Here is a 25,903-nt window from a genome sequence, read left to right on the forward strand (position 1 = left end):
GGCTAGTCGAGCAGCGAGGGGTCGGCGGCGACCATCAGCGCTTTCATCTCCTCGAAATGCTGGCGTGAAAAGTCGGGTATCCCTTCCCAGGCACGCGCCGTCTTCTCCGCCACTGCGTCGCTGAGGATCTTCAGCGGCTGGCCGGTAGACCAGGCGGTCACGAGGATCTGACAGGCGCGCTCCAGCGTCCAGATATCGTCAAAGGCTTCGCCGATGTGTGCCGACGTGACCATCACGCCGTGGTTACCCATCAGCAGACGGCGCTTGCCCGCCAGCAGACCCGCCAGCCGTGCGCCTTCCTCGGCCGTGTCCGCCATGCCGCCGTACAGGATGTCGATCGCCACACGGTTAAAGTAGCGGGCGGTGTTCTGGTCGACCGGCGGGATATGCGGCTCAGCCAGGCAGGCGACGCTGGTGGTGTAAATAGGGTGGAGATGCAGCACCACGCGCGCCTCCGGCAGCCGCTGATGGATCTGACCGTGAATCGACCAGGCGGTGGCGTCCACGTCGTCGCGCTGCGCGCAGGCGGGGTCATCGGCGTTGAGCAGCAGCAGATCGCTGGCGCGGATGCGGGAAAAGTGCTTCCACTTCGGGTTAAGCAGAAACTGCCGGCCATCCGCAGAGACCGCCGCGCTGAAGTGGTTTGCGACCGCCTCGTGCATGCCGAGATGCGCAATAATGCGAAAGGTCGCAGCAAGATCGATGCGGGTCTGTTCTTCAAATGAGAGCGCCATAAATCTCTCCTGATGGGGGTGAGAAAGGAAGGCAGGCGTCGGTTCGCTGACGCCCGCATCGGGATTACGGCGTCGGCATCAGGGTTTTAATATCCTCTGCGCTGGGTGCCTCAAAGTTATATTTCTTCAGCAGAGCGGCGTACTCCGGGGTTTTGCTGTACTTCTCCAGCCCGTCGATCAGCGCCTGCTTCACCTCATCATTGCCTTTCTTCACGCCGAATCCGTTAAGCACCGGGTAGATCAGCGTTTCCGACGAGATCTGCACGCGGTTGCCCAGCTTCTGCACCACGCCGCGTGCGACGGCGGCATCGGTGATCTGCGCTTCAACCGCATGCGAAAGCATCGCCTGGGTGGTCTGCGGATCGGTGGTGTATTCGCTGATGGCGATCGGCGGCTTGCCATTTTTTACGCAGTAGTCGGCTGAGAGCTTGTGCAGCTGCTGCAGCCAGGAGGTGGCACCCATTGAGCCAATTTTGTGACCACAAAATTCTTCCGGCGTTTTCGGCTGGTAGGCGGCCCCTTTCAGCGACAGGATCGCCTCACCGCTCTTGAGATAGGGGATCATATCGATCACCTTCAGACGCTCGGCGGTGATATACATTGAGGAGTTGGTGATATCGAAACGGTTACCCTGCAGACCGGTAATCAGGTTGGGGAAGCGGGTGTCGAGGTTAACCGCCTGTCGGCCCATCACTTTTGCCAGCCCGTCGAGAAACTCGATGTCGAAGCCCGCCGGTTTATTGTTCTCAATGTACTCATAAGGGAAGAAGGTCATGTCAGAGCCGGCGATAATTTTTCCCGGCTGCTGGAACGCCGACGCGCTAAACGACCCCAGCGCGATGCTGGCGGCTAAAAAAGTCAGGGCAACAGATTTCATAAAGCCTCCGTGGTGGCGGTTACGCGCGGGCAGGATCGGTTCCGGCCTGCTGGACAAAAAAGGATGCGCCGCTCGGTTTCTGCGGCAGACGGAACTCATTAACGGTACTGCGCACCATGCCGCTCTCTTCGCCTGCGACCAGGGTGCCGGCATCCCGGCTTGGCAGCGGGTTTTCGCCAAAGGGCAGCGCATCTTCCGCCGCGTAGACGGCGATAAACAGCGTGCGCGGCAGCTCGGTCTCGTTCGGGCTGGAGGCGTGCAGCAGGCGGGTATGCATAAAGCAGACCGAACCGGGCGGGCCAAAACAGGCCGCAGGCTGCGAACACGCCGCCCCGACCACGCTTTTATCGACCGCGCCGGTGAAACGGCCGTTTTGCCAGTGAGAGTAGAGCGGGCCTTTGTGGCTGCCCGGCACCACGTTCAGCGGGCCATTTTCCGGCGTCACTTCACTCACCATCAGCAGCGCGGTGACGATGTCGTCGTTGCTGTGCGGCGTAAAGAGAAAATCCTGATGCCACTCCACTTTGGTCGCGGTGTGCGGCAGCTTGGAGTTGATCTTGCTGTGGTGAAAGCGCGCGCCCTGACTGCCGGTGAGCTGACCGGCGATCTGCGCCATACGCGACTGAAGCGCGGCGTGGCGATAGGCGGCGGAAATCTCCGTTGGCGAGCTGACGCGGCGCAGCGACGGATGGTCGGCGCGGTGATCCTCTTCCAGATCGAAACGCGCGCGGCCATCCAGCGTCTCGCCCCAGGCCGCCTGGTGAGTGCGGCTCTCTTCCACCCAGCCATCAAAGTCCTGCTGCAGCGCGGCGATGTCGTCGGCGCTGAGGACATTCTCCACCACCAGAAAACCCTGCTGGTGATACTGCTCTACCTGCCACTGCTCGATCATGATTTTCCCCTCGTGCGGATAAATGGGTTAAGCCAGAGAAACATCCTTCAGAAAGGCTTCCACGCGCGGATGCTCTCCGCTGCGCATTGCCTGAGGCGCGTCATCACAGACCACACGCCCTTTTTCCATAAATACGATGCGGTCAGAGACCTTAAAGGCGAAGTTCATCTCGTGGGTCACGATCACCATCGTGATGCCTTCGTGCGCCAGGGTTTCGATCACCTGCAACACCTCATTGACCTTTTCCGGATCGAGCGCGGAGGTCGGCTCATCAAACAGCATGATCTGCGGGCGCATCATCAGGGCGCGGGCGATAGCCACGCGCTGCTGCTGGCCGCCGGAGAGCTGGTGCGGATATTTCCATGCGTGATCCAGCATGCCTACTTTGTGCAGCAGCTCGCAGGCGTGCTGTTTGAGTTCATCGCGCGAGGCCAGCCGGTGATAGCGCGGGGCCAGCATCAGGTTGTCGAGGACGCTGAGATGCGGGAACAGGTTAAAGCTCTGGAACACCATGCCGATGCTGAGGCGGTGCTCGGCATGCTCGATGAAGCGCGGCTTCTGCTCGCCCTGCTGGCTGAGATGGATAAAGGGCTGGCCGTTAATGCGGATTTCGCCATTATCGATCTGCTCCAGCCCGTTCAGCAGGCGGATCAGCGTGGTTTTGCCGGAGCCGGAGGGTCCGATGACCGACACTACTTCACCCGGCTGAATTTGCAGGCTGACCGCCCCCAGCACCTCAACGTTGTTATAGGCTTTATGCAGCCGTGATGCCTGCAGCGCCGGGCCGCTGCTCTGCGCCACCGGACGGGCGAGCGGGGTGGCTGCGCGACGCTGCGCCAGGGCATAGAGCGCGTCATCCACCTTGCCAGCCGGGCGGCGCTGGGTAACGTCGAGATAGCGCTCCAGCTGTTTCAGCAGGAAATCGAACACCGTGACAATCAGCACGTAGTAGCAGGCGACCGCCGCCATGGTTTCCATGACCAGGAAGTTCTGCGAATAGAGGCGCTGGCCGACCATCAGGATCTCGGTCAGGGAGATCACCGACACCAGCGAGCTGAGCTTCACGATGGCGATATATTCGTTTGCCAGCGCGGGCAGGGCGACGCGCACCGCCTGCGGAATGATGATGCGCCACTGGATACCGGCGAAGCGCAGCCCCAGAGCGCGGGCGGCCTCACTCTGGCCTTTTGGAATAGAGAGCAGCCCGCCGCGATGAATTTCAGCGATGTAGGCACTTTCGCTGAGCACCATGGCAATCAGGCCCGCCCAGAAGGGATCGCTGAGCAGGGCGGAGGTGCCCGGTGCGGCCTGCGGCAGGTTGTAGACAAAAATCAGCAGCACCAGCAGCGGCAGGCTGCGGAACAGCCAGATATAGCCGCGAGCCGGCAGGCTGAACACCAGGCGGTTCGACTGCTTTGCCAGCGCGAGCACAAATCCCACGACGATACTGATGCCCCAGGTGAGTAAACTCAGTTTTATGACGGTCCAGCTCGCCAGCCAGAATTCGGCGTCGCTGAACAGGCTGAACATATAGTTCCAGTTAAAAGTCATGAGGCATGTCACTCGCTTAAATAACGCGAATTTCAGAAATAAAAATTCGCCGCTGTCGATTGATTGACACTATGGCGGCTGCGGCTAATTTCAGGCAATTAGTAAATTGCTGCCTTCAGACTTTAAAAAAACTATCCAGTAAAAAAAGAGGGCGCGAAACATACATGGCGCTGATTAATTTAAACAGGGAATCTTTTCCATACGGGAAATTCAATTGTCTCCTCGGCCTGCTCTGAAAAAGAGCAGCCCTGAGCCAAAATGAGGCAATAAAAAAATTAAGACGTATGGGTGACAAAATAAAATCGCTTCCGGCCATGAAATATCAGTCACAAAGCGAATGAAGCAATCCGCGTCGCGTTCGGGGGCGCTGCCCGTTTACGGGGCGCAGGAGTGGCATGACCCTTGCAGCAGAAGAGAACCTGCCAGAAAGTGCGCCAGCCGAGCGCGCTAACAGAGATAATTTATGATGCGATTCACGCTGAAACAGCTTAAGTACTTCGTCACGGTGGTCGAAACCGAGAGCATCGCCGAAGCGTCACGCCAGCTGCATATCGCGCAGCCCTCTATCTCCATTGCCATCAAAAACCTCGAAGATACCTTTGACCAGCAGCTGTTTATCCGCCACCACGCTCAGGGCGTCTCTCTGACGCCGGGCGGTCGCCGTTTCTACGAGAAGGCGCGCGATCTGCTGCGCCTCTCCTATGAGTTTGAACAGAACTCACGCGCCGAGCATCAGCTGGTTTCCGGCACCATCGCCGTCGGCTGCTTTGAGTCGGCCGCGCCGCTCTATCTGCCCAGACTCATTGCCGGGTTTAAAAAAATCTATCCCGATATCACCATTGAACTCTATGACGGCGAGCAGCATGAGCTGATGCACGGGCTGCATCGCGGCCGTTTCGATCTGGCGTTTCTCTACGATCTCGATCTTGACCACTCCATCAAAAAAGAGCCGCTGAACGCGCCGCATCGCCCCTATGCGCTGCTGCCCGCCGCGCATCCGCTGGCGAGTCAGGCGACGGTGACGCTGCAGCAACTGAGTCGCGAGCCGATGATCCTGCTGGATGCAATTCCGAGCAAAAATTACTTTATCCGCATCTTTAAAGAGAAGGGCTACCATCCCGACGTCGCCTACAGCTCGCCGTCGATTGAGATGGTGCGCTGCATGGTGGGTCAGGGATTGGGTTTTTCCGTGCTGGTGACGCGTCCCTGTTCTGATATGACCTATGACGGGCAGCAATTAATTCATCTTGAAATAGAAGATGAGATGGCGGACTCGACGCTCATTATGGCTTACCTGCAAAATAATGAGCCAACCCGACCGGCGCAATTATTTATGGAGTATTGTCGTCGCGCCGAACTTTTTCCGGTTGCGGCGCGCTAATAATGCGCCTGGCGCGCAGCCTAATAAATTCCTATGCAGGTGTTAGCTTTATAATATTTTACCCGCTCTGTCGGCTCAAATAGTCTTGGAAACCTCTCCTATGGTGAATATATCAGCCGGCGGCTGGTTGAAGGACGCGGAAATGACAGAGATGAAAACAGAAATTGATACCCTGGTGATTGGCGCCGGGCAGGCGGGTGTCGCCATGAGCGAACACCTGAGCCGCCTCGACGTTCCGCATCTGGTGCTGGAGAAAAACCGCATCGCCGAGGCCTGGCGCAGCGGACGCTGGGATTCGCTGGTGGCCAACGGTCCCGCCTGGCATGACCGTTTTCCCGGTATGGCCTTTCCGGGATGCGAACCCGACAGCTTCGTCGCCAAAGAGAAGGTGGCGGACTACTTCGTCGCCTATGCAGAGAAGTTTCGCGCGCCGATCCGCACCGGCGTCGAGGTGCTGCACGTGGCACGCAACAGCGGGCGCGCAGGCTTTACCGTGCGCACCTCGGAGGGCGTCATTGAAGCGCAGCGCATCGTCGCGGCCACCGGTCCCTTTCAGAAGCCGGTCATTCCGCCAGTCGCGCCGGAGAGCGACCGTCTGACACAGCTTCACTCGGCGGACTATCGCAATCCGCAGCAGCTGCCGGAGGGGGGCGTGCTGGTCATCGGGGCGGGCTCTTCCGGCGTGCAGATCGCCGATGAGCTGCAGCGCGCCGGAAAAACCGTCTATCTCTCCGTGGGTCCGCACGATCGTCCGCCGCGCGCCTATCGTCAGCGCGACTTCTGCTGGTGGCTCGGTGTACTGGGCATGTGGGATGCGGCGGCCAGCCAGCCGGGCAAAGAGCACGTCACTATCGCGGTAAGCGGGGCGCGCGGCGGCCATACGGTGGATTTCCGCGCCCTGGCGCACCAGGGGGTGAATCTGGTGGGCATGACGCAGGCGTTCGACGGCGACACGGTGCGCTTTCAGCCCGACCTTGCGCAGAACATCGCGCGCGGCGACGCCAGCTATCTGGCGCTGCTGGATGCGGCGGATGCCTGGATTGCCCGCAACGGACTCGATCTGCCGGAAGAGCCGGAGGCGCGTCACTTTATGCCCGATCCCCACTGTGTGACTCATCCGCTCAGCGAACTCGACCTTGCCCGCGCGGGCGTGACCAGCCTCATCTGGGCGACCGGCTATGTGGCGGATTACAGCTGGCTGGCGGTCGACGCTTTCGATGAGAAAGGAAAACCGCAGCACCATCGTGGCGTATCCACCGAGCCAGGCGTCTACTTTCTCGGCCTGCCCTGGCTCTCCCGCCGCGGCTCTACCTTTATCTGGGGCGTGTGGCACGACGCAAAATATATCGCTGACCAGATTGCGATTCAGCGCCAGTACCAGCACTACCCGACCGCGTCGTCCTTATAAACCGAGCAGGAGAGCAATGATGCCAACCCATACCCGTATCCGCATGTTCAACACCAAAGAGACCTATCCCAACCAGGCGCTCGACAACGATCTCTGTCAGGCCGTGCGTGCAGGCAACACCGTTTATGTGCGCGGCCAGGTCGGCACCGACTTCGACGGTAATCTGGTCGGGCTGGGGGAGCCTGGCGTGCAGGCGGCACAGGCGATGAAGAACGTGAAGCAGCTGCTGGAAGAGGCGGGCAGCGACCTGTCGCATATTGTGAAAACCACCACCTATATCACCGATCCGCGCTTCCGCGAGCCGGTCTATCTGGAAGTCGGCAAATGGCTGAAGGGCGTTTTCCCGATCTCGACCGGGCTGGTGGTTTCGGCGCTGGCGCAGCCGCAGTGGCTGATGGAGATCGACGTGATTGCGGTGATCCCGGATAACTGGCACGGCCAGGAGGCGCAATGACCCTTTCAATAAGTGCGCGCTGCGAAGAGAGCGGGCAGCTGGGCGTCGCCATCAGCTCCTCCAGCATTGCGGTCGGGGCACGCTGCCCCTGGCTGCAGGCGGGGACGGGAGCGGTCTCCAGCCAGAATATTACGCTGCCCGCACTGGGACAGCAGATTCTGGCGCAGCTGGAAGCGGGTGCCTCAGCGCAGGAGGCGCTGAGGCTGACCCTGGCGGAGGATCGCTTCAGTGAGTATCGTCAGGTCACGGTGATCGATTCCGGCGGTGAGGTGGCCCACTTCAGCGGCAGCGAAACCCTGGGCATCTGGAAGGTCGCGCAGGGAGAAAACTGCGTGGCGGCGGGCAATATGCTGGCCGACGGCGCGGTGATCGACGCGATGATTGCGGCCTTTCACGCCTCCTCCGGCGAGCTGACCAGCCGGCTGATCGCCGCGCTGCAGGCGGGGATTGCGCGAGGCGGCGAGGCGGGGCCGGTACACTCTGCCGCCGTGAAGGTGGTGGATGACTACACCTGGCCACTGGTGGATCTGCGGGTGGACTGGGCCGATGAGGATCCGGTCGGCGAGCTGTCACGCCTGTGGCTCGCCTACGAACCGCAGATGGAGGCCTACGTGACGCGCGCGCTCGACCCGCGCGAGGCTCCGGCCTACGGCGTGCCAGGCGATGAATAGTGCACTGCGCGAGACGCTCTCGGCCCTGCTCGCCTTCGATACCACCAGCCGCGAATCGAACCTGGCGCTGATCGCCTTTATCCGTGATGCCCTGGCACAGCGCGGCATTGCTGCTGAGCTTTTTTATAACGAGAGTGGAACGAAAGCTAACCTGTATGCACGACTGGGACCGGCGGGCGACGGCGGCGTGCTGCTGTCGGGTCACACCGACGTGGTGCCGGTCGAGGGTCAGCGCTGGACGGTTCCCCCCTTTGCGCTGACGGAGCGCGACGGACGCTGCTATGGCCGCGGCAGCGCCGATATGAAAGGGTTTATCGCCTGCGTGCTCGTGTCGCTGGATCGCTTCTTAGCGCAGCCGCTGCGTATGCCGCTCCATCTGGCGTTTTCCTATGACGAAGAGGTGGGCTGCCTGGGCGTGCGTTCGCTGGTGGCGCACCTGCGGGCGTCGCCGGAGAGACCGGCGCTCTGCATTATCGGCGAACCGACGAATATGCAGCCGGTTTATGGTCATAAGGGGAAGGTGGCGATGCGCTGTCAGGTGCGAGGCCACGCCTGCCACTCCGCTTATGCGCCTTCCGGCGTCAACGCTATTGAGCAGGCGGCAAAGCTGATTAACCACATCACCCGCGTCGGTACGGCGCTGCAGCAGACGCAGGATGCGCGGTTCGATCCACCGTTCAGCACGCTGCAGGTCGGCACGATTCAGGGGGGTGCGGCGCTGAATATTGTGCCGCAGGATTGTCAGTTCGATTTTGAGTTGCGCACGCTGCCCACGGCCGATGCCGGGGCGGTGCTGGAGGATATTGCGGCCTTTGCGCGTCATCAGCTGCTGCCCGCTATGCGGGAGAAGGCACCAGAGAGCGATATTGCTTTTGAGCCGCTGGGAGCCTATCCCGGTCTGTTAACCGATCCACAGAGCGACTTCGCCCGCTGGCTGGCTGACTGGAGCGGCAGCGAGGCCTTCTCTACCGTGGCCTTTGGCACGGAAGGGGGGTTATTTAATGAGGTGGGGATCGCCACGCTGATTTGCGGGCCGGGCAGTATGGCGCAGGGACATAAAGCGGATGAATTTGTCGCGGTGGCGCAGCTTGAACGCTGTATGGCGATGCTGGGTCATCTCTGCGACTGGATGCGTGCCGCTTAATGGCCGTGCCGTTGCGCTGCTGCATAAAAGCAAAAACCCGCCAGAGGCGGGTTCTTTAAATATGGTGCCCGAACCCGGACAAAAATGCCGGGAGCATTTTTGAATCGTGCGCCAGCACGACCCGAAGGGCGTGCCACAGGATGTGGCGCGTGTATCGAACGTTCGATAACGGGTTCGCTCTGAAAAGCAAAAACCCAGCCATAGGCTGGGTTCTTTAATTTTGGTGCCCGAACCCGGAATCGAACCAGGGACACGGGGATTTTCAATCCCCTGCTCTACCGACTGAGCTATTCGGGCAACGGGGCGCATTAAACCGTAAAGGCCGCAGGCCGTCAACGGCTTTCACTAAAAAACCCCGGAAAACGTGACTGATTGCCTGCTTTTCAGTCAAAAGGGGTAAAACCTCAGGCCAGCGCCCCGTTTTTGCGGCACAGCGCGATGTTGTAAACATCTTCCGCCAGGCGCTGAGCGGTGGCGACATCCTGCACGTTGCGCTTCACCAGCAGCTTGCTCAGGCAGCCCTCAAGAATCAGCTCCATCTGGTCGGCGACCATGCTGGGGTTATCCAGGCCCTGTTCCACCAGAATCTCATGGGTAAACTGCCAGGAGCCGCGTTTCTGCTGCTCGGCCAGCTGGTGAATGGGCTGATCGGGCTGCGGGTAGAAGCTGCAGGCGGCGATAAACAGGCAGCCCGGAAAACGCCCTTTGCTGACCTGTTCACTCAGGACTTCATAGCGTGCCATCAGCTTCTGATCTGCCGACAGCGACGCATCCAGCAGGATCTGGCGACGCCAGGTTTCAATCTGCTGCCCGTGATAGCGCAGCGCATCGTAGAGCAGGGCGTCGCGGTCGGGCCAGAACAGCCGGAGCTGCTCTGAAGGTAATCCGGAACCCGCCAGGTTTTCCAATGAGAGGGTGGCGGCGAGGCCGTTCTGTTCAAGCACATTCAATGCATGCTCGAGTATCTGTTCACGCTGCAAGTGACTCTCCTCTGGTATGCAGGCCCGGCTGTTTTACCGGGCAATGACCTGACTCCAGTGTTGTTTACGGGGTAAGTTTCTGCAAATGCGCGCGGAAGTCAGCGGCATCCAGAAACCCGGTGATACGCGAACCGGGGATTTCGCGGCCCTGCGCATCAAAGAACAGAATTGTGGGTAAGCCCAGCACCTGAAGATGCTGTAACAGTGCGTTGTCGCGGGCGTTGTTGTCGGTAACGTTGGCCTGCATTAGCTGCACCCGACGCAGGCTATCGCGCACGGCGCGGTCACTGAAGGTATATTTTTCAAACTCTTTACAGGCGACGCACCAGTCAGCATAGAGATCGACCATCGTGATGCGACCGCGGGCCTGCTGCAGCGCACTGTCGAGCTGCTGCGGCGTCTGAAGGGTCTGGAACGGCAGAGGGGTTACCGCCTGCTGCGTGGCCGAATCGCCAAAGGCCCAGTCCTGCAAGGGTCGCGCACTGATCAGCGCAGCGGCCAGCATGACAATCTGCACGACGCGCCACTTTCCGCTGCTGGCGCGCAGGCTGAGGCTGAACGCCCAGCCAAAGAACGCCACGCCAAGCAGACTCCAGAGCCGCCATCCCCAGGCCTCGCCCACGATGCGCTCCAGCAGGAACACCGGCAGCGCCAGGATGACAAACCCGAAGCCCTCCTTGACGGTCTGCATCCACGGGCCGCTCTTCGGCAGCAGGCGGTTACCAAACAGGGTCACGGCGATCAGCGGTAATCCCATCCCGACAGCATAGAGCCACAGCGTGCCGGCACCGGCCCACAGATTTCCGCTCTGCGCGATGTAGAGCAGAATGGCGCTGAGCGGAGCCGTAGTGCAGGGCGAGCAGATCAATCCCGCCAGCGCTCCCATCAGAAAGACGCCGGGCAGCGATCCGCCCCGCTGGCGATTGCTCCACAGGGTCAGGCGGGTTTGCAGGCTGGCGGGCAGTTGCAGGGTAAACAGGCCAAACATGGAGAGAGCCAGCACGATAAACAGCAGCGAGAGCGTGATGAGCACCCAGGGATGCTGCAGGGCGGCCTGGAAACGCAGACCGGCTGCGGCGACCACCACGCCCAGCAGCGTGTAGGTCAGCGCCATCCCCTGCACGTAGACCATCGCCAGGGCAAACAGGCGTCCCAGCGAATAATGGCGCTGGCCGCCCAGGATAATGCCGGCGATCAGCGGGTACATCGGCAGCACGCAGGGCGTAAAGGCGACGCCGATGCCGATCAGCAACGCCCATAGTGGCGAAAAGGGCAGCGGGCTGGCGGAGGCGGGCTGAACCTCAGCCTTAGGGCTGGCGGACGCTGGCGGGCTGTCTGCGGCTACCGCATTCAGCGGCACGGATCGCGTCTCCGGCGGGTAGCAGAAGCCGGCAGCCGCACAGCCCTGATAAGTCACGCTGAGCGTAGCACCCGGGCCTGCCTGTTGCAGCGTTACCGGCAGCGTCAGATCCTGCGGATAGATCTCACTCTTGCCGAAAAATTCATCTTCATGCGGCTCGCCGGCAGGCAGCGTCAGCGGCGCGAGGATCGCATTCTGTGGTGTGATGTGAATCTGCTGGCGATAGAGGTAATAGCCTGACTTCACTTTCCAGTGCAGGTTGAGTTGCGCGCCCTGCTGGTCGAAATCAAACGTAAAGGCCTGGTCGACGGGAACAAAGCGGCCGGTCGCCGGACTGGAAAAGAGGGAAGCGTGCGCCTGCAGACAGATAAACAGCGCCAGCAGAAGCGTTATTAAGCGAGAGATGCGTGCAGCCATGACAAGTATTCACTGTCTCCATGTTGAACCGGCAGTGCCAGCAGTTCGGGCACGTCGTAAGGGTGCGCGGCTTTGAGCAGATCGCACAGCGCCTGCTGATGATCGCTGTCGCACTTCAGCAGCATCTGCACTTCACTGCTCTGCTCAATCCGGCCCCGCCAGAGATAGCAGGAGGTCGCGCCGGGCAGCAGGGTAACGCAGGCCGCCAGCCTGGCTTCCAGCGCCAGGGTCGCAAGCTGTTGCGCCGTGGCCTGATCGGGGGCAGTACAGAGGATAACGACGGCATTCATCCTGTGACTCCTGTGTGATGAAAAGAGCGCCGATGATAGCACGCTCCCTTCATAACACGATGGCACCGCTACAAGAGCAGTCCGCCAAAGATGAAGCCGGAAAGCACCGACAGCGCGATAGCGATAACGCCGGGAATGATAAAGGCGTGGTTGAACACAAACTTACCAATCCGGGTGGAGCCGGTATCGTCCATCTCAACGGCGGCCAGCAGTGTGGGGTAAGTGGGCAGCACAAACAGTGCCGATACCGCCGCAAAGGAAGCAATCGCGGTGAGCGGGGTGACGCCCAGCAGCAGGGCGGCCGGCATCAGTGCCTTGGTGGTCGCCGCCTGTGAGTAGAGCAGCATGGAGGCAAAGAAGAGCACCAGCGCCAGCATCCACGGATAGGTTTTCAGCGTGTCGCCCGCCAGCGTCTGAATCTCTGCCAGATGCGCTTTGACAAAGGTGTCGCCCAGCCAGGCGACACCCATCACACAGATACAGGCACTCATGCCGGACTTAAAGGTGCTGGCGCTGAGGATTTCGCTGGTGTCGAGTTTGCAGGTCAGGCTAATCAGCGTCGCGATGGTCAGCATAAACACCACAATCGCTTCGTTACGTGGCAGCGGCGGATCGGCGATCAGCCCGACGCTGGCGCTGGTGGCGGTGGCATAGAGCACCACGGCAATAATACCCGTCAGAAACAGCAGCACCGAGCGTTTCGCCCCCGGCTTCGGCTGGTAGACGCTGGCACCCCGCAGGGTAACTTCCTCTTTGGCGAGACGCGCCTGATAAACCTCATCATCTTTAAGCTCTTTGCCGAGGAAGTTAGTGACCAGCGCGGCCAGGAAGAGGCCCACCATCGTGGCGGGGATCGCAATCGCCAGCAGCGTGATGTAGCTGACGCCGCGCGGTTCCAGCAGCGTGGCAAAAAAGACCACGGCGGCGGAGATGGGAGAGGCGGTAATCGCGATCTGCGACGCCACCACCGCAATCGACAGCGGACGGGAAGGGCGCACGCCCTGCTCTTTGGCCACTTCCGCGATCACCGGCAGCGTCGAGAAAGCGGTGTGGCCGGTGCCTGCCAGCAGCGTCATCAGGTAGGTTACCAGCGGGGCCAGCAGCGTGACGTGGCGCGGATGTCGGCGCAGCAGGCGTTCCGCCAGGCTCACCAGATAGTCCATGCCGCCCGCCACCTGCATCGCCGCGATGGCGGCAATCACCGCCATGATGATCTCTATCACGTCGAACGGGATAGCGCCGGGTGCCATGCCAAAGCCCAGCGTCAGGATCAGTACCCCCATCCCGCCGGCGAATCCGATACCAATGCCGCCAAGACGTGCGCCCAGCCAGATCGCCATCAGGACGACAAGCAGCTCAACCACAAACATGAATCACTCCTGCAAAGTTAACCGGTGAACTCCGGGAATGCTGTGTACCAAAAAAAAAGGCACACCATGTTGATCGCGGTGTGCCTTTGGTTAACCCGCGTGGGTTAAACCCTACTGCTCGTTTTCATCGGTGTAGCGTTTTGCTTTATAAACCGGATACATCAGGTTCTGCACCGAGAAGATATCGTCCAGCTCACTCTCCGTCAGCAGGCCGCGCTCCAGCACCACCTCACGCACACTTTTCCCGGTTTCGGCACAGATTTTGCCGACGATGTCGCCGTTGTGGTGGCCGATGTAGGGGTTGAGGTAGGTCACGATGCCAATTGAGTTGAAGACGTAGGCCTCGCACACCGCGCGGTTGGCGGTGATGCCGTTGACGCACTTCTCCAGCAGGTTGTAGCAGGCGTTGGTCAGGATGCTGATCGACTCAAACAGCGCCTGGCCAATCACCGGCTCCATGACGTTAAGCTGCAGCTGACCCGCTTCAGAAGCCATGGTCACGGTGGTGTCGTTGCCAATCACCTTGAAGCAGACCTGGTTAACCACTTCCGGTACCACCGGGTTCACTTTGGCCGGCATGATGGAGGAGCCCGCCTGCAGCTCAGGCAGGTTGATTTCATTCAGGCCGGCGCGCGGACCCGAGGAGAGCAGGCGCAGGTCGTTACAGATTTTAGAGAGCTTCACCGCCAGGCGTTTCAGCGAAGAGTGAACCATCACATAGGCGCCGCAGTCGGAGGTCGCTTCAATCAGATCTTCCGCCGGAATGACCGGCAGGTTGCTGACTTCCGCCAGACGCTGCACGGCCAGATGCTGATAGCCATCCGGCGTGTTAAGACGGGTACCGATGGCGGTCGCGCCAAGGTTGACTTCCAGCAGCAGTTCGGCGGTACGCAGAATGCTTTTGGTCTCTTCGTTCAGCAGTACGCTGAAGGCGTGAAACTCCTGCCCCAGGGTCATCGGCACCGCATCCTGCAACTGGGTTCGGCCCATTTTCAGGATGGTCTGGAATTCATCGGCTTTGCGCTGGAAGCCTTCAGACAACTGGCTGATGCCATCAAGCAGTTTCAGCAGCGAACTGTAAACCGCGATACGGAAACCGGTCGGGTAGGCGTCGTTGGTGGACTGGCACTTGTTTACATGGTCGTTGGGGTTGAGATACTGGTATTCCCCTTTCTGGTGGCCCATCAGCTCAAGACCGATGTTTGCCAGCACCTCATTGGTGTTCATGTTGACCGAGGTCCCGGCGCCGCCCTGATAGACATCCACGGGGAACTGATCCATACAGCGGCCCTTGTTCAGCACTTCGTCGCAGGCCTGAATGATGGTATCGGCAATGTTACGCGGGATAGTCTGCAGCTCTTTGTTAGCCATCGCTGCTGCTTTTTTTACCATCACCATACCGCGGACAAATTCAGGTATGTCACTGATTTTGCTGTTGCTGATATAAAAATTTTCAATCGCACGCAGAGTATGAACGCCATAATAGGCATCCGCCGGAACTTCGCGCATACCTAACAGGTCTTCTTCGATACGAATGTTGTTCGCCATGATAACCTTCTTGTTGTTGCCGCTAACCATCACAAAGGATGTGTTTATTTTGTCGTGGTGTGCCCGTGCCGACATATTATCCGTCTTCATAGAGGCGTGTGCGATCATATTCTGATGCCCGGGAAAAGCACGCATGCAGATCGCTAATGCTGCTGCCGGGTTAACGATATGTGAAGTTGGTTACAAAATTAACCCCGCAGGATAAATTTGACAGGATCGGTTGAAAAGGGCGGCACGGGTGCCCATCTCTTTTCTTATCCTCCTCAGGATGAACGCTTTCTGCTGACCGGCACGCTGCCGTTCAGCCTCTACTTACAGGAGAGTACGGTGCGCTGGATACCGTTATTAGTCTTTTTTGTTCTGGCCTGGATTGAGATTTCACTGTTCATCCAGGTCGCACACGTCATGGGCGTGCTGCTGACCATGCTGCTGGTGGTGTTCACCTCCTGCATCGGGGTTTCGCTGGTAAAAAATCAGGGCATGAAAAACTTCATGCTGATGCAGGAGAAGCTGGCGCGTAACGAAAGCCCGGCCACGGAGATGATCAAAAGCGTCTCGCTGATCATCGCCGGTTTCCTGCTGCTGCTGCCGGGCTTCTTTACCGATCTGCTGGGCCTGCTGCTGCTGCTGCCCCCGGTTCAGAAGCATCTGACGCTGAAGCTGATGCCCCATCTGCGCGTCTGGCGCGGGCCGGGAGCCGGACCGGACAGCGGCTACACGATGGACGGCGAGTTTGAGCGTAAAAACAGCGATCGCCTTGAGCATCACGACGATCACCAGGATCGTTAACCGTCATTGTCACCACTGAAAGCGCAACCTCCGGGTTGCGTTTTTTATTTGTGCTGTCGTCTGTTTAAAAAAACATCACTTATGGCTTCCATAGAAAAAATTTGTTGTTCGCCCCCTTGAAAGCGGGTGGGGATGGCCCTATCTCACAGGTCACGAGGCCGGAAGCCATGCAGCCCGGTGTTCAACCCCAAAACTGAATGATTGGACTTCTCAAAGGAGAGCTATCACATGAAAATTCGTCCATTGCACGATCGCGTCATCGTCAAGCGTAAAGAAGTTGAAGCTAAATCAGCTGGCGGCATCGTGCTGACCGGTTCTGCAGCCGGTAAATCCACCCGTGGTGAAGTTCTGGCTGTCGGCAATGGCCGCATCCTTGAGAGTGGCGACGTTAAGCCGCTGGACGTGAAGGTTGGCGACGTGGTGATCTTCAACGAAGGTTACGGCGCTAAAACCGAAAAGATCGACAACGAAGAAGTGCTGATCATCTCTGAAAGCGACATTCTGGCGATTGTCGAAGCGTAATTTTTTCGCGTAACTCACTGAACGAAACGAATTTAAGGGACAATTGAAATGGCAGCTAAAGACGTAAAATTCGGTAATGACGCTCGCGTAAAAATGCTGCGTGGCGTGAACGTACTGGCAGATGCAGTAAAAGTTACCCTGGGCCCGAAAGGCCGTAACGTGGTTCTGGATAAATCTTTTGGTGCACCGACCATCACTAAAGATGGCGTGTCCGTTGCGCGTGAAATCGAACTGGAAGACAAGTTCGAAAACATGGGCGCGCAGATGGTGAAAGAAGTGGCCTCTAAAGCGAACGACGCTGCAGGCGACGGCACCACCACCGCGACCGTACTGGCGCAGGCTATCATCACCGAAGGTCTGAAAGCCGTCGCCGCGGGTATGAACCCGATGGACCTGAAGCGCGGTATCGACCAGGCCGTTGTGTCTGCCGTTGAGAAACTGAAAGCGCTGTCTGTACCTTGCTCAGACTCTAAAGCGATTGCGCAGGTAGGTACTATCTCTGCTAACTCCGATGAAACCGTGGGCCAGCTGATTGCTCAGGCGATGGAGAAAGTGGGTAAAGAAGGCGTGATCACCGTTGAAGAAGGCACCGGCCTGCAGGACGAGCTGGATGTGGTTGAAGGTATGCAGTTTGATCGCGGCTACCTGTCACCGTACTTCATCAACAAGCCAGAAACCGGTGCGGTTGAACTGGAATCGCCGTTCATCCTGCTGGCTGACAAGAAAATCTCTAACATCCGTGAAATGCTGCCCGTGCTGGAAGCCGTTGCGAAAGCCGGTAAACCTCTGCTGATCATCGCGGAAGATGTTGAAGGTGAAGCCCTGGCAACGCTGGTGGTCAACACCATGCGCGGCATCGTTAAAGTGGCTGCGGTTAAAGCACCAGGCTTCGGCGACCGTCGTAAAGCCATGCTGCAGGATATCGCTATCCTGACCGGCGGTACCGTCATCTCTGAAGAGATCGGTATGGAGCTGGAAAAAGCTGCGCTGGAAGATCTGGGTCAGGCAAAACGTGTTGTGATCAACAAAGACACCACCACCATCATCGACGGTGTGGGTGAAGAGAACACCATTCAGGGCCGTGTTACCCAGATTCGTCAGCAGATCGAAGAAGCGACCTCTGACTACGACAAAGAAAAACTGCAGGAGCGCGTCGCGAAACTGGCAGGCGGCGTAGCCGTTCTGAAAGTGGGCGCAGCCACTGAAGTTGAAATGAAAGAGAAGAAAGCGCGCGTTGAAGATGCACTGCACGCAACCCGTGCTGCTGTCGAAGAAGGCGTGGTTGCAGGTGGTGGTGTGGCGCTGGTTCGCGTTGCAGCACAGCTGTCAGAGCTGCGTGGTCAGAACGAAGACCAGAACGTCGGTATCAAAGTTGCGCTGCGCGCGATGGAAGCACCACTGCGTCAGATCGTCTCTAACGCCGGTGAAGAGCCTTCTGTTGTGGCGAACAACGTGAAAGCGGGCGACGGTAACTACGGTTACAACGCGCAGACTGAAGAGTACGGCAACATGATCGACTTCGGTATCCTGGACCCAACCAAAGTGACCCGTTCTGCACTGCAGTACGCGGCCTCTGTTGCGGGTCTGATGATCACTACCGAGTGCATGGTCACTGACCTGCCAAAAGGCGACGCACCTGATTTAGGCGCAGGCGCTGGCGGTATGGGTGGCATGGGCGGTATGGGCGGCATGATGTAATTGCCGTTGACTGCCTGAGTCACAAAAGAACCCCCGACCGGAAACGGCCGGGGGTTTTTCTTTTGGGCAGGAAAATAGTATAAGTAGTGGCGCAATCGTACGTCTTTCCTCCTGATATTTCCCGTTGTCTGCACGCTGTCTGCAGTTGTCCGGCTGAATTCACTGATGTTCAGTTCATTCTTCAGGCAGGCAGCGTCGCCGAGATGTAACATGAAATATTGAGGGGATATAACGGGATTAAGGCAATGAATGTGCAGAAAAAAGTGCTTTTTTTCTGCTACGCTGCCACCCGACTCTGATGATAATAAATGGGGATTACAATGCGGATTAACCTCTTGCCCGGACTGACGGCTGGCGTGTTATTGCTGGCGGGCTGCAGCAGCTCTACGCAACTCTCTTCAGCAGGCGAGCGCGTGACGTTTACCGATCAGCAGCCTGCCAGTTCCTGCCAGCTTCTGGGCAACCTAACCGGCTCACAGAGCAACTGGCTGAGCGGTGCAGGCGGCGAAACCAGCGCACTGCGCGGTGCAGCCAATGATCTGCGCAATCGCGCCGCGGAGATGGGCGGCAACGTGATTTATGGTGCCACCAGCCCGACGCAGAATCTGCTGTCTGCGTTCGCGCCTCTGGACAGCAAAATGACCGGTCAGGTCTACAAGTGCCCATAATGTGGCATAGGTAGTACAGCGAATCTCAGCGGCCAGCCTTGTGCTGGCCGTTTTTATTCCTGACGCAGCTGTAAATCCAGCGGCGTTTTACTCGGCTCTCCGCCAATTTCCCGCGCCAGTTTCGGCACCAGATAGCCGGAAACCTGTGACAGTAACGCCCGCACCAGCTGGCGCGCCTCATCGTCAGACACAAAGAAATGTGCGGCACCCTGCACCTTATCCAGCACATGCAGATAGTAGGGCAGAATGCCCGCATCAAACAGGGCATTGCTCAGGGTGGCCAGCGTCTGCGCATTATCGTTCACGCCCCGCAGCAGCACGCTCTGATTCAGCAGGGTGACACCGGCCCGCTTCAGGCTGCTCATCGCCTCACGCAGCGCATCATCAATCTCCTGCGCATGGTTGATGTGCGTCACCATCACCACCTGCAGGCGGGTCGCGCGAAGCATCTCACAGAGCTGATCGGTAATGCGTGCCGGAATCACCACCGGTAAACGACTGTGGATGCGCAACCGCTTCAGGTGCGGGATCTTTTCCAGCGCGGCAATCAGCCACGCGAGTTCATGATCTTTCGCCATTAATGGATCGCCGCCGGAGAAGATAATCTCGTCCAGTTCCGGATGATCGGCGATATAGTCCAGCGCCGCCTGCCAGCTTCGCTTATTACCGGGATTATCCTGATAGGGGAAGTGACGGCGGAAGCAGTAGCGGCAGTTGACCGCACAGCCGCCTTTGACCAGCAATAACGCCCGGTTGCGGTATTTATGCAGCAGTCCGGGCACCGCGTTACTTTGTTCATCGAGCGGATCGGTGCTATAACCAGGCGTATCGATGAATTCCTGACGCTGAGTCAGAACCTGAAGCAGCAACGGGTCGTGCGCATCGCCTTTTTTCATCCGGCTGATGAAGGCATGCGGAACGCGCAGGGCGAAAAGCCGCCGCGCATCCGCGCCAGCGGCCAGCTCAGGATGCTGTTCCAGGGCTAAAATACGCAGTAATTCATCAGGTTCAGTGACAACATCAGCAAGTTGCTGCAACCAATCTTCTCTGGAAGGTATTTTTAGGGTTACAATGTGTGCCATTTTTTTGGCTTAGTACCAGTATCAATTTTCGTAGAGGGCCTTCATGGCGACTTATTCTAGCAACGATTTCCGTCCCGGTCTTAAAATCATGTTCGAAGGCGAGCCGTATGCCATCGAATCCAGTGAGTTCGTTAAACCGGGTAAAGGTCAGGCATTCGCACGCGTTAAAATGCGTCGCCTGCTGACGGGTTCTCGCGTTGAGAAAACTTTCAAATCCACCGACTCCGCCGAAGGCGCAGACGTAATGGATACCAACCTGAGCTACCTGTACAACGACGGTGAGTTCTACCACTTCATGCACCAGGAAAGCTTTGAGCAGTTCCCGGTTGAAGAGAAGACTGTGGGCGAAGCAGCGAAATGGCTGCAGGACAACGCAGAATGTATCGTTACGCTGTGGAACGGTCGTCCTATCGCCGTTCAGCCGCCGAACTTTATCGAAGCTGAAATCGTGGAAACCGATCCAGGCCTGAAAGGTGACACTGCCGGTACCGGCGGTAAACCTGCCAAGCTCTCTACCGGCGCGGTTGTAAAAGTGCCACTGTTCGTTCAGGAAGGCGAAGTGGTGAAAGTTGACACCCGCTCTGGCGAATACGTGTCACGCGTGAAGTAAGATTCGCAGGCGCATCTCCGGATGCGCCTTTTTCTTGTCTGAGAGAAAAAATGAAAAAGCTGGCAAAATTAATCGCATTCGCGTTGCTGGTCTCCTCTGCATTAAGTGCCTGCAACACATTCCACGGTTTTGGCGAAGATGTCTCCCACTTAGGTGGTGCCATTTCGCGTGCGGCAAAATGACCTTAACGGCTTCTCCTTTTTAAAGTTCCGCGGCAGCATCCGCCGGAAATCCGGCTATGCTTAAAGCGCTGTACTTTACATCCATCAAAAAGGACATTGTCATGTTAAAGAAAAGTATTGCCGCGATCTTCTCTGTACTGGTGCTCTCTTCACTGCTGACGGCTTGCAACACTACGCGTGGCGTGGGTGAAGACGTCGAAGCGGGTGGCCAGGCGATTCAGAACAGCACGAAGTAACCTGTTATTACAGCCGGTACGAAAACGGTTTTGTACCGGCTTATTCCCTCTGCACTATTTCTGTTTCACCCAGATTAACTCATCAACCGGGAAGCCATCACGGCGCGCCTGATCAACCAGCTTCTCTTTGACGCCCGGCTCCAGCTGCGGTATGCGCGACAGTATCCACAGGTAGTGGCGATTCGGGCCACACACCAGAGCATAGCGGTAGTCGGGATCCAGGGCGATAACGTTGTAGCCGCCGTAGAAGGGGCCAAAGAACGAGACTTTCAGGGCGGCGCGCTGCGGCTCACCAGTGAAGTAGGCCTTACCGACGCTCTCCTGCCAGCGCTGTTTTTTCACGTTATAGCCACGATTGATCACTTTCAGGCCACCATCTTCACGCGGGCTGTAGTTAGCCGTGACCTGCTCCAGACCGCGTTCAAACGGATGATTGAGGCGGGCAATCTCATACCACTGACCGAGATAGCGCTGGCTGTCAAAGTTCTCAACAACCGTGACGTTTTTAGGTGGCGTGGTGCTACAGGCAACGGAGAGAAAAGCGCTGAGGCTGGCGACAAGGGTTTTCCATAGAGACATAGCGGGATTCCTTTGTGATTTAACTGCTTAAGTATAGAAGCCGAAGCGCTGTTTTTGGCATTGCCGGCATGAGATTGTTTGCCGCAGGCATTGCAGGTAGACTTCCACCCCTTATTTGTATCAGGAGTCATCACCATGAGCGAAACGGCAAGCTGGCAACCAAGCGCATCCATCGCCAATTTGTTAAAACGCGCCGCGATTTTAGCGGAAGTGCGTCGTTTCTTTGCCGATCGTGGCGTACTGGAAGTGGATACGCCGGCGATGAGTCAGGCCACTATTACCGATATCCATCTGGTGCCTTTCCAGACGCGTTTTGTCGGGCCTGGTGCGTCGCAGGGGCGCGATCTCTGGCTGATGACCAGCCCGGAATATCATATGAAACGCCTGCTGGCAGCAGGCAGTGGTCCGATCTATCAGATGGGGCGCAGTTTCCGCAATGAAGAGGCGGGACGTCATCATAATCCGGAATTCACCATGCTGGAGTGGTACCGGCCGCACTACGACATGTACCGCCTGATGAACGAGGTGGACGATCTGCTGCAGCAGGTGCTGGAGTGTGACAGCGCAGAGTCGCTCTCCTATCAGCAGGCATTTATCCGCCACCTGGATCTGGACCCGCTGTCGGCAGATAAAGCGCAGCTACGTGAAGCGGCAGAGAAGCTGGGCGAAGGCGAGCTGGCGCGTGCAGAAGAGGATCGCGATACGCTGCTGATGCTGCTGTTTATGCTGGGCGTGGAGCCGAAGATTGGCCAGGACAAACCCTGCTTTGTTTATCATTTCCCGGCCAGTCAGGCGGCACTGGCGGAGATCAGCACCGAAGATCACCGCGTAGCTGAACGTTTTGAGGTCTATTACAAAGGCATTGAGCTGGCGAACGGTTTCCGTGAGCTGACCGACAGCCGCGAGCAGCGTCAGCGGTTTGAGCAGGATAACCGTCGCCGTGCGGCGCGCGGTCTGCCGGTCCATCCTATTGATACTTATCTGCTGGATGCGCTGGCGCACGGTATGCCCGCCTGTTCCGGGGTCGCGCTGGGTATCGATCGGCTGATTATGCTGGCGTTAAAAGCAGAGTCACTGAGTGAGGTGATCGCCTTTCCGGTTGATCGCTGCTAGTCCGTGACTCACAGACGATGACGGAGCAGAGGGGAAGGGGTGGCGCGGATGAAGAGCAAAGCGTCCGAGCCAGGATGGCGAGGCCGACCGCCAGGGATGGCGGCCTTCTTTGCGATCAGCCGGGCCACCCCTGACCGGGCACCCGTTTCAGCTAACCACTGTTATCAGGAAATTCCTGAATGGTGACCGGCAGCGTCAGTTTCTGATCGTTGCGCAGCACCTGCACATCAATCACGGAACCGGGACGAATCTCTGCCACCTGATCCATGGTCTCCTGCGCCGAGATGGCTGGCTTACCGTTTACGCTGAGCAGTACATCGTTGGCCTGAATCCCGGCCTTGTCCGCCGGTCCATCCGGCGTCACCACGCTGACGATAATGCCCTGAACCCGATCCAGATTGCTGCCCTGTCCATGCAGCGGCGGCAGCTCACGACCGGTAATACCGATATAGCCGCGGATCACCCGACCATCACGAATCAGCTTATCCATGATCTTCGAGGCTAAAACGGTGGGGATGGCAAAACCAATGCCTTCCGGCGTTTCGCCATCGTTACTTTTATCAAAGGTCAGGGTGTTGATGCCCATCAGTTCGCCAAGCGAGTTAATCAGCGCGCCACCGGAGTTACCCTGATTGATCGACGCATCGGTCTGCAGGAAGTTCTGGCGGCCTGATGAACTCAGTCCAACCCGGCCCGTAGCGCTGATAATGCCCTGCGTCACCGTCTGCCCCAGGTTATAGGGGTTGCCTATCGCCATCACGACATCACCGATATGCGCCTGGCGATTGGGATTGATCGGGATGACAGGCAGGCCGGAGGCGGTGATCTTCAGCACGGCCAGATCGGTCATGCCGTCGGAACCGACCAGCGTGGCCTCAAAGAAGCGGCCATCCTGCAATGCCACAATAATCTGATCGGCATTATTGATGACGTGCTTGTTGGTCAGGATGTAGCCTTTGGCATTCATAATCACCCCCGAGCCCAGGGTGGTAATGCCCCGGTTGTTGTTGCCGTGGGCGCTCCGGTTATAAACGTTTACAACGGCAGGCACGGCGCGGCGCACCCCCTGATTGAAGCTGAAGGGCGTTTCGTCGTTGATATCGTCGTGGTTATAGAGGGCGTCGCTGCCCATACGCAGTGCAGGCAGTGCTGCGAGTAGAATACCCGCCACAATCAGGCCCAGCACTACGGCACGCAAAAGTTTAAGAAACATGGTGTTAAATCACGCCAGGGGAGATCGCTGGGCAGAATAACATGAGAGCGGCGGACACACACGCGCTTGTGTCCGCCATAATGCGAGGTTTATCTCAACAACAGATAGATACTTTCATCGCCGCGCACCACGTTCAGTGCCAGAACCGGCGGTTTGCCTTCCAGTATCTTGCGCATCTCAGCCAGGTTCTGAACCCGGTTGCGGTTTACGCCGATGATCACATCATCTTTCTGCAGGCCAACCTGTTCAGCCGGTGTCCCTTTTTCGATGGTGTCGACCTTCACGCCTTTGTCGCCGGTTTTGGTCTGTCCATCACTCAGGGTGGCACCCTGCAGGGCCGGAGACATCAGCTGGGCGCTGGCGGTGGTCTGAGCGCTCTGCTCCAGCGTAACGGTGACCGTCACCGGTTTGCCTTCGCGCAGCAGGCCAAGCTTAACCTGTTCGCCTGGTGGGGTCGTGCCTACCTTTACCCGCAACTCAGCGAAGCTGGTAATCGGCTTGTCGTTGATTGAGGTAATGATGTCGCCAGACTTGATGCCCGCCTTCTGTGCGGCAGACTGCGGTAACACTTCCGAAACGAAGGCGCCGCGCTGCGCGTCGACATTGAATGCCTTCGCCATATCAGCCGTCATTTCGGTGCCTTTAATACCCAGCTGACCGCGCTTCACTTCGCCAAATTTGATCAGCTGCTGCGCGAGGTTCATCGCCATATCGCTCGGGATAGCAAAGCCGATGCCGATATTGCCGCCGCTGGAGGCCAGAATGGCGGTGTTGATCCCAATCAGCTCGCCGTTCAGGTTGACCAGCGCACCGCCGGAGTTACCGCGGTTAATTGCGGCATCGGTCTGAATAAAGTTTTCCAGCCCCTCCAGGTTAAGGCCGCTGCGGCCCAGCGCAGAGATGATACCGGAGGTCGCCGTCTGGCCCAGACCAAACGGGTTCCCGATTGCGACCGCAAAATCACCCACTTTCAGCTGGTCGGAGTCCGCCACTTTAATCTGCGTGAGGTTTTTCGCGCCCTGGATCTGAATCAGGGCGATATCGGTCTGCTCATCATGACCGATCAGTTTGGCTTCATATTCACTGCCGTCGCCAAGCTGCACGTTGATCTTGTCGGCACCGTTCACCACATGATTGTTGGTCAGCACGTAGCCTTTCGCGGCATCAATGATCACGCCCGAGCCCAACCCTTCAAACGGCTGTGGCTGATTATTCCCGCCAGGCATCTGACCGAAAAAACGTTTCAGAGGCTCAGGGATATCCTGAGCCTGTTCGCCGGAATCGGTGCCTTCCACGTGAACGCTGACCACGGCAGGCAACACTTTTTCCAGCATCGGTGCCAAACTCGGCAGCGGCTGGCCCGCAATTTGTGCTGGCAGCGTTGCCATCGCGTCTGGCGCGGCGGCAAGGCTCATCCCGATACTCAAGGCTAATGCGCTAAACAGGCGTGCTTGTTTTTTCATTGCTACAACGCTCTCGCTGCAAAGTGGGAGGATTTAATGAGTGTGACAGTCGTTTGTGGTCAGGGTTCGCAAAAACAGCGGGCGCAGACAGGCTGCGCCCCAAAAAGATTAGTCGCGGGCAGGGCGCTCGCCACGCAGTAAACCGGATGCGCCTTCAGAGTAGTCGCGCGGCATCTGCACCGGCACCTGGTCGTTGTCAGCTTCTGCTTCAGTCAGCTGATAGGCAAAAGGATTCTGCTGACCCGGCAGATTCGGCAGCAGATCGTTAGAGCCTTTCGCCATATGCTGATAAAGCTGACGATAGTCACGCGCCATGTTGTCCAGCAGCTCGGCGCTCTGTGCGAAGTGGTTAGTCAGCTCTTCGCGGTAATCGGCCAGCTCGGCCTTCGATTTTTCTAGTTCATACTGCATGCTGCGCTGCTCACGCAGCTTTTTGTTGCCGAAACGCATGGCGACTGCGCCGACAATAATACCTACCACTAAACCAATTAGCCCGTATTCCCAGGTCATAATGACTCCCGTGTTTTTTCCATTGTTCCGTAGGGCGTTGCACCATTTCAATAATAGTCACTATACCCGTTAATCTTATGGATGTGGAACTCCGGAGCAGCATGGCTTAGTGTAGAACGGCCTTTTTTTCAGCAACCGTGGTATGAATCAGACACTATTCA

General features: G+C 58.1%; 27 protein-coding genes and 1 tRNA gene. 13 read left to right on the forward strand and 15 right to left on the reverse strand.

Translation table 11 applies throughout. The features are described 5' to 3' along the window. Window positions 1-2: 2 nt before the first annotated feature. The 4 genes from AC6I7A_RS01705 to AC6I7A_RS01720 form a co-directional block, all read right to left on the reverse strand. Window positions 3-734, reverse strand: coding sequence for a class II aldolase and adducin N-terminal domain-containing protein (locus tag AC6I7A_RS01705; protein ID WP_058957030.1), 732 nt, complete (start codon window positions 732-734; stop codon window positions 3-5). Between the two features lie 64 nt (window positions 735-798). After that, window positions 799-1,611, reverse strand: a complete 813-nt coding sequence (locus tag AC6I7A_RS01710; RefSeq protein ID WP_009092518.1) for a transporter substrate-binding domain-containing protein — start codon at window positions 1,609-1,611, stop codon at window positions 799-801. Between the two features lie 19 nt (window positions 1,612-1,630). After that, window positions 1,631-2,503 (reverse strand): phytanoyl-CoA dioxygenase family protein, encoded by an 873-nt coding sequence (locus AC6I7A_RS01715; protein WP_046101057.1) that lies wholly within the window; start codon window positions 2,501-2,503, stop codon window positions 1,631-1,633. Between the two features lie 27 nt (window positions 2,504-2,530). Then, window positions 2,531-4,054, reverse strand: coding sequence for an amino acid ABC transporter permease/ATP-binding protein (locus tag AC6I7A_RS01720; RefSeq protein WP_046101058.1), 1,524 nt, complete (start codon window positions 4,052-4,054; stop codon window positions 2,531-2,533). 463 nt (window positions 4,055-4,517) lie between these two features. Between AC6I7A_RS01720 and AC6I7A_RS01725 the strand changes: the two genes are divergently transcribed. From AC6I7A_RS01725 to argE, 5 genes are all read left to right on the forward strand, one after another. Beyond that, the gene (locus AC6I7A_RS01725) at window positions 4,518-5,435 is read left to right on the forward strand and encodes a LysR substrate-binding domain-containing protein (protein WP_046101059.1); all 918 of its coding nucleotides are present in this window, start codon (window positions 4,518-4,520) and stop codon (window positions 5,433-5,435) included. 142 nt (window positions 5,436-5,577) lie between these two features. Next, window positions 5,578-6,843, forward strand: coding sequence for a flavin-containing monooxygenase (locus AC6I7A_RS01730; RefSeq protein WP_058957031.1), 1,266 nt, complete (start codon window positions 5,578-5,580; stop codon window positions 6,841-6,843). Window positions 6,844-6,862: 19 nt separating this feature from the next. Beyond that, window positions 6,863-7,297, forward strand: a complete 435-nt coding sequence (locus tag AC6I7A_RS01735; protein WP_009092511.1) for a RidA family protein — start codon at window positions 6,863-6,865, stop codon at window positions 7,295-7,297. Continuing rightward, window positions 7,294-7,968: a DUF1028 domain-containing protein gene (locus AC6I7A_RS01740; protein ID WP_058957032.1), complete on the forward strand. Its 675-nt coding sequence runs from the start codon at window positions 7,294-7,296 to the stop codon at window positions 7,966-7,968. The genes AC6I7A_RS01735 and AC6I7A_RS01740 overlap by 4 nt, the downstream gene beginning before the upstream one ends. Then, window positions 7,961-9,112 (forward strand): acetylornithine deacetylase, encoded by a 1,152-nt coding sequence (gene argE, locus AC6I7A_RS01745; protein WP_058957033.1) that lies wholly within the window; start codon window positions 7,961-7,963, stop codon window positions 9,110-9,112. Before AC6I7A_RS01740 ends, argE begins: the two co-directional genes overlap by 8 nt. Before the next feature lie 221 nt (window positions 9,113-9,333). Here argE and AC6I7A_RS01750 read toward each other — a convergent pair. The 6 genes from AC6I7A_RS01750 to aspA form a co-directional block, all read right to left on the reverse strand. After that, a tRNA-Phe gene (locus AC6I7A_RS01750) sits at window positions 9,334-9,409 on the reverse strand. A 107-nt stretch (window positions 9,410-9,516) separates the two neighbouring features. Beyond that, window positions 9,517-10,092: a division control transcriptional repressor DicD gene (gene dicD, locus AC6I7A_RS01755; protein WP_046101062.1), complete on the reverse strand. Its 576-nt coding sequence runs from the start codon at window positions 10,090-10,092 to the stop codon at window positions 9,517-9,519. Window positions 10,093-10,156: 64 nt separating this feature from the next. Continuing rightward, the gene (locus tag AC6I7A_RS01760) at window positions 10,157-11,869 is read right to left on the reverse strand and encodes a protein-disulfide reductase DsbD (protein ID WP_058957034.1); all 1,713 of its coding nucleotides are present in this window, start codon (window positions 11,867-11,869) and stop codon (window positions 10,157-10,159) included. After that, the gene (gene cutA, locus AC6I7A_RS01765) at window positions 11,845-12,159 is read right to left on the reverse strand and encodes a divalent cation tolerance protein CutA (protein ID WP_058957035.1); all 315 of its coding nucleotides are present in this window, start codon (window positions 12,157-12,159) and stop codon (window positions 11,845-11,847) included. Before cutA ends, AC6I7A_RS01760 begins: the two co-directional genes overlap by 25 nt. Window positions 12,160-12,227: 68 nt before the next feature. Next, window positions 12,228-13,529 carry an anaerobic C4-dicarboxylate transporter gene (locus AC6I7A_RS01770; protein ID WP_058957036.1) on the reverse strand — a complete coding sequence of 434 codons (1,302 nt, stop codon included), beginning with the start codon at window positions 13,527-13,529 and terminating at the stop codon, window positions 12,228-12,230. 111 nt (window positions 13,530-13,640) lie between these two features. Further along, window positions 13,641-15,077, reverse strand: coding sequence for an aspartate ammonia-lyase (gene aspA / locus AC6I7A_RS01775; protein WP_009092504.1), 1,437 nt, complete (start codon window positions 15,075-15,077; stop codon window positions 13,641-13,643). Window positions 15,078-15,404: 327 nt separating this feature from the next. Between aspA and AC6I7A_RS01780 the strand changes: the two genes are divergently transcribed. From AC6I7A_RS01780 to AC6I7A_RS01795, 4 genes are all read left to right on the forward strand, one after another. Next, window positions 15,405-15,866, forward strand: a complete 462-nt coding sequence (locus AC6I7A_RS01780) for an FxsA family protein (protein WP_181161912.1) — start codon at window positions 15,405-15,407, stop codon at window positions 15,864-15,866. A 228-nt stretch (window positions 15,867-16,094) separates the two neighbouring features. Further along, window positions 16,095-16,388: a co-chaperone GroES gene (locus AC6I7A_RS01785; RefSeq protein WP_009092502.1), complete on the forward strand. Its 294-nt coding sequence runs from the start codon at window positions 16,095-16,097 to the stop codon at window positions 16,386-16,388. A gap of 48 nt (window positions 16,389-16,436) precedes the next feature. Next, window positions 16,437-18,086, forward strand: coding sequence for a chaperonin GroEL (gene groL / locus AC6I7A_RS01790; RefSeq protein ID WP_058957038.1), 1,650 nt, complete (start codon window positions 16,437-16,439; stop codon window positions 18,084-18,086). 320 nt (window positions 18,087-18,406) lie between these two features. After that, entirely contained in the window at window positions 18,407-18,754 is a 348-nt protein-coding gene (locus AC6I7A_RS01795) for a DUF4156 domain-containing protein (protein WP_009092500.1), read from the forward strand. A 53-nt stretch (window positions 18,755-18,807) separates the two neighbouring features. On the opposite strand, the gene epmB is transcribed toward AC6I7A_RS01795, so the two are convergent. After that, window positions 18,808-19,836 (reverse strand): EF-P beta-lysylation protein EpmB, encoded by a 1,029-nt coding sequence (gene epmB, locus AC6I7A_RS01800; RefSeq protein WP_009092497.1) that lies wholly within the window; start codon window positions 19,834-19,836, stop codon window positions 18,808-18,810. A 43-nt stretch (window positions 19,837-19,879) separates the two neighbouring features. On the opposite strand from epmB, the gene efp reads away from it, so the two are divergent. The 3 genes from efp (at window position 19,880) to AC6I7A_RS01815 (ending at window position 20,864) form a co-directional block, all read left to right on the forward strand. Further along, the gene (gene efp, locus AC6I7A_RS01805; RefSeq protein ID WP_009092495.1) at window positions 19,880-20,446 is read left to right on the forward strand and encodes an elongation factor P; all 567 of its coding nucleotides are present in this window, start codon (window positions 19,880-19,882) and stop codon (window positions 20,444-20,446) included. Between the two features lie 50 nt (window positions 20,447-20,496). After that, window positions 20,497-20,628, forward strand: coding sequence for an entericidin A/B family lipoprotein (locus tag AC6I7A_RS01810; RefSeq protein WP_009092493.1), 132 nt, complete (start codon window positions 20,497-20,499; stop codon window positions 20,626-20,628). A gap of 101 nt (window positions 20,629-20,729) precedes the next feature. Next, on the forward strand, window positions 20,730-20,864 hold the full coding sequence (locus AC6I7A_RS01815) for an entericidin A/B family lipoprotein (protein ID WP_003848302.1): 135 nt from the start codon (window positions 20,730-20,732) through the stop codon (window positions 20,862-20,864). A gap of 54 nt (window positions 20,865-20,918) precedes the next feature. Here the strand turns inward: AC6I7A_RS01815 and AC6I7A_RS01820 are convergent, their stop codons facing one another. Continuing rightward, window positions 20,919-21,443 carry a lipocalin family protein gene (locus tag AC6I7A_RS01820; RefSeq protein WP_058957039.1) on the reverse strand — a complete coding sequence of 175 codons (525 nt, stop codon included), beginning with the start codon at window positions 21,441-21,443 and terminating at the stop codon, window positions 20,919-20,921. A 135-nt stretch (window positions 21,444-21,578) separates the two neighbouring features. Here AC6I7A_RS01820 and epmA point away from each other — a divergent pair, with 135 nt between their 5' ends. Then, a complete protein-coding gene (gene epmA / locus AC6I7A_RS01825) occupies window positions 21,579-22,556 on the forward strand; it encodes an elongation factor P--(R)-beta-lysine ligase (protein ID WP_009092488.1) in 978 nt (325 codons plus the stop codon). Window positions 22,557-22,707: 151 nt separating this feature from the next. Here the strand turns inward: epmA and degS are convergent, their stop codons facing one another. From degS to zapG, 3 genes are all read right to left on the reverse strand, one after another. After that, on the reverse strand, window positions 22,708-23,769 hold the full coding sequence (gene degS / locus AC6I7A_RS01830; protein ID WP_046101068.1) for an outer membrane-stress sensor serine endopeptidase DegS: 1,062 nt from the start codon (window positions 23,767-23,769) through the stop codon (window positions 22,708-22,710). Between the two features lie 89 nt (window positions 23,770-23,858). Next, complete coding sequence (gene degQ / locus AC6I7A_RS01835; protein WP_058957040.1) at window positions 23,859-25,232, reverse strand: serine endoprotease DegQ; 1,374 nt, start codon at window positions 25,230-25,232, stop codon at window positions 23,859-23,861. A 108-nt stretch (window positions 25,233-25,340) separates the two neighbouring features. Next, on the reverse strand, window positions 25,341-25,742 hold the full coding sequence (gene zapG, locus AC6I7A_RS01840; protein ID WP_009092485.1) for a Z-ring associated protein ZapG: 402 nt from the start codon (window positions 25,740-25,742) through the stop codon (window positions 25,341-25,343). Window positions 25,743-25,903 lie beyond the last annotated feature (161 nt).

Source organism: Type-F symbiont of Plautia stali, from assembly GCF_059731105.1.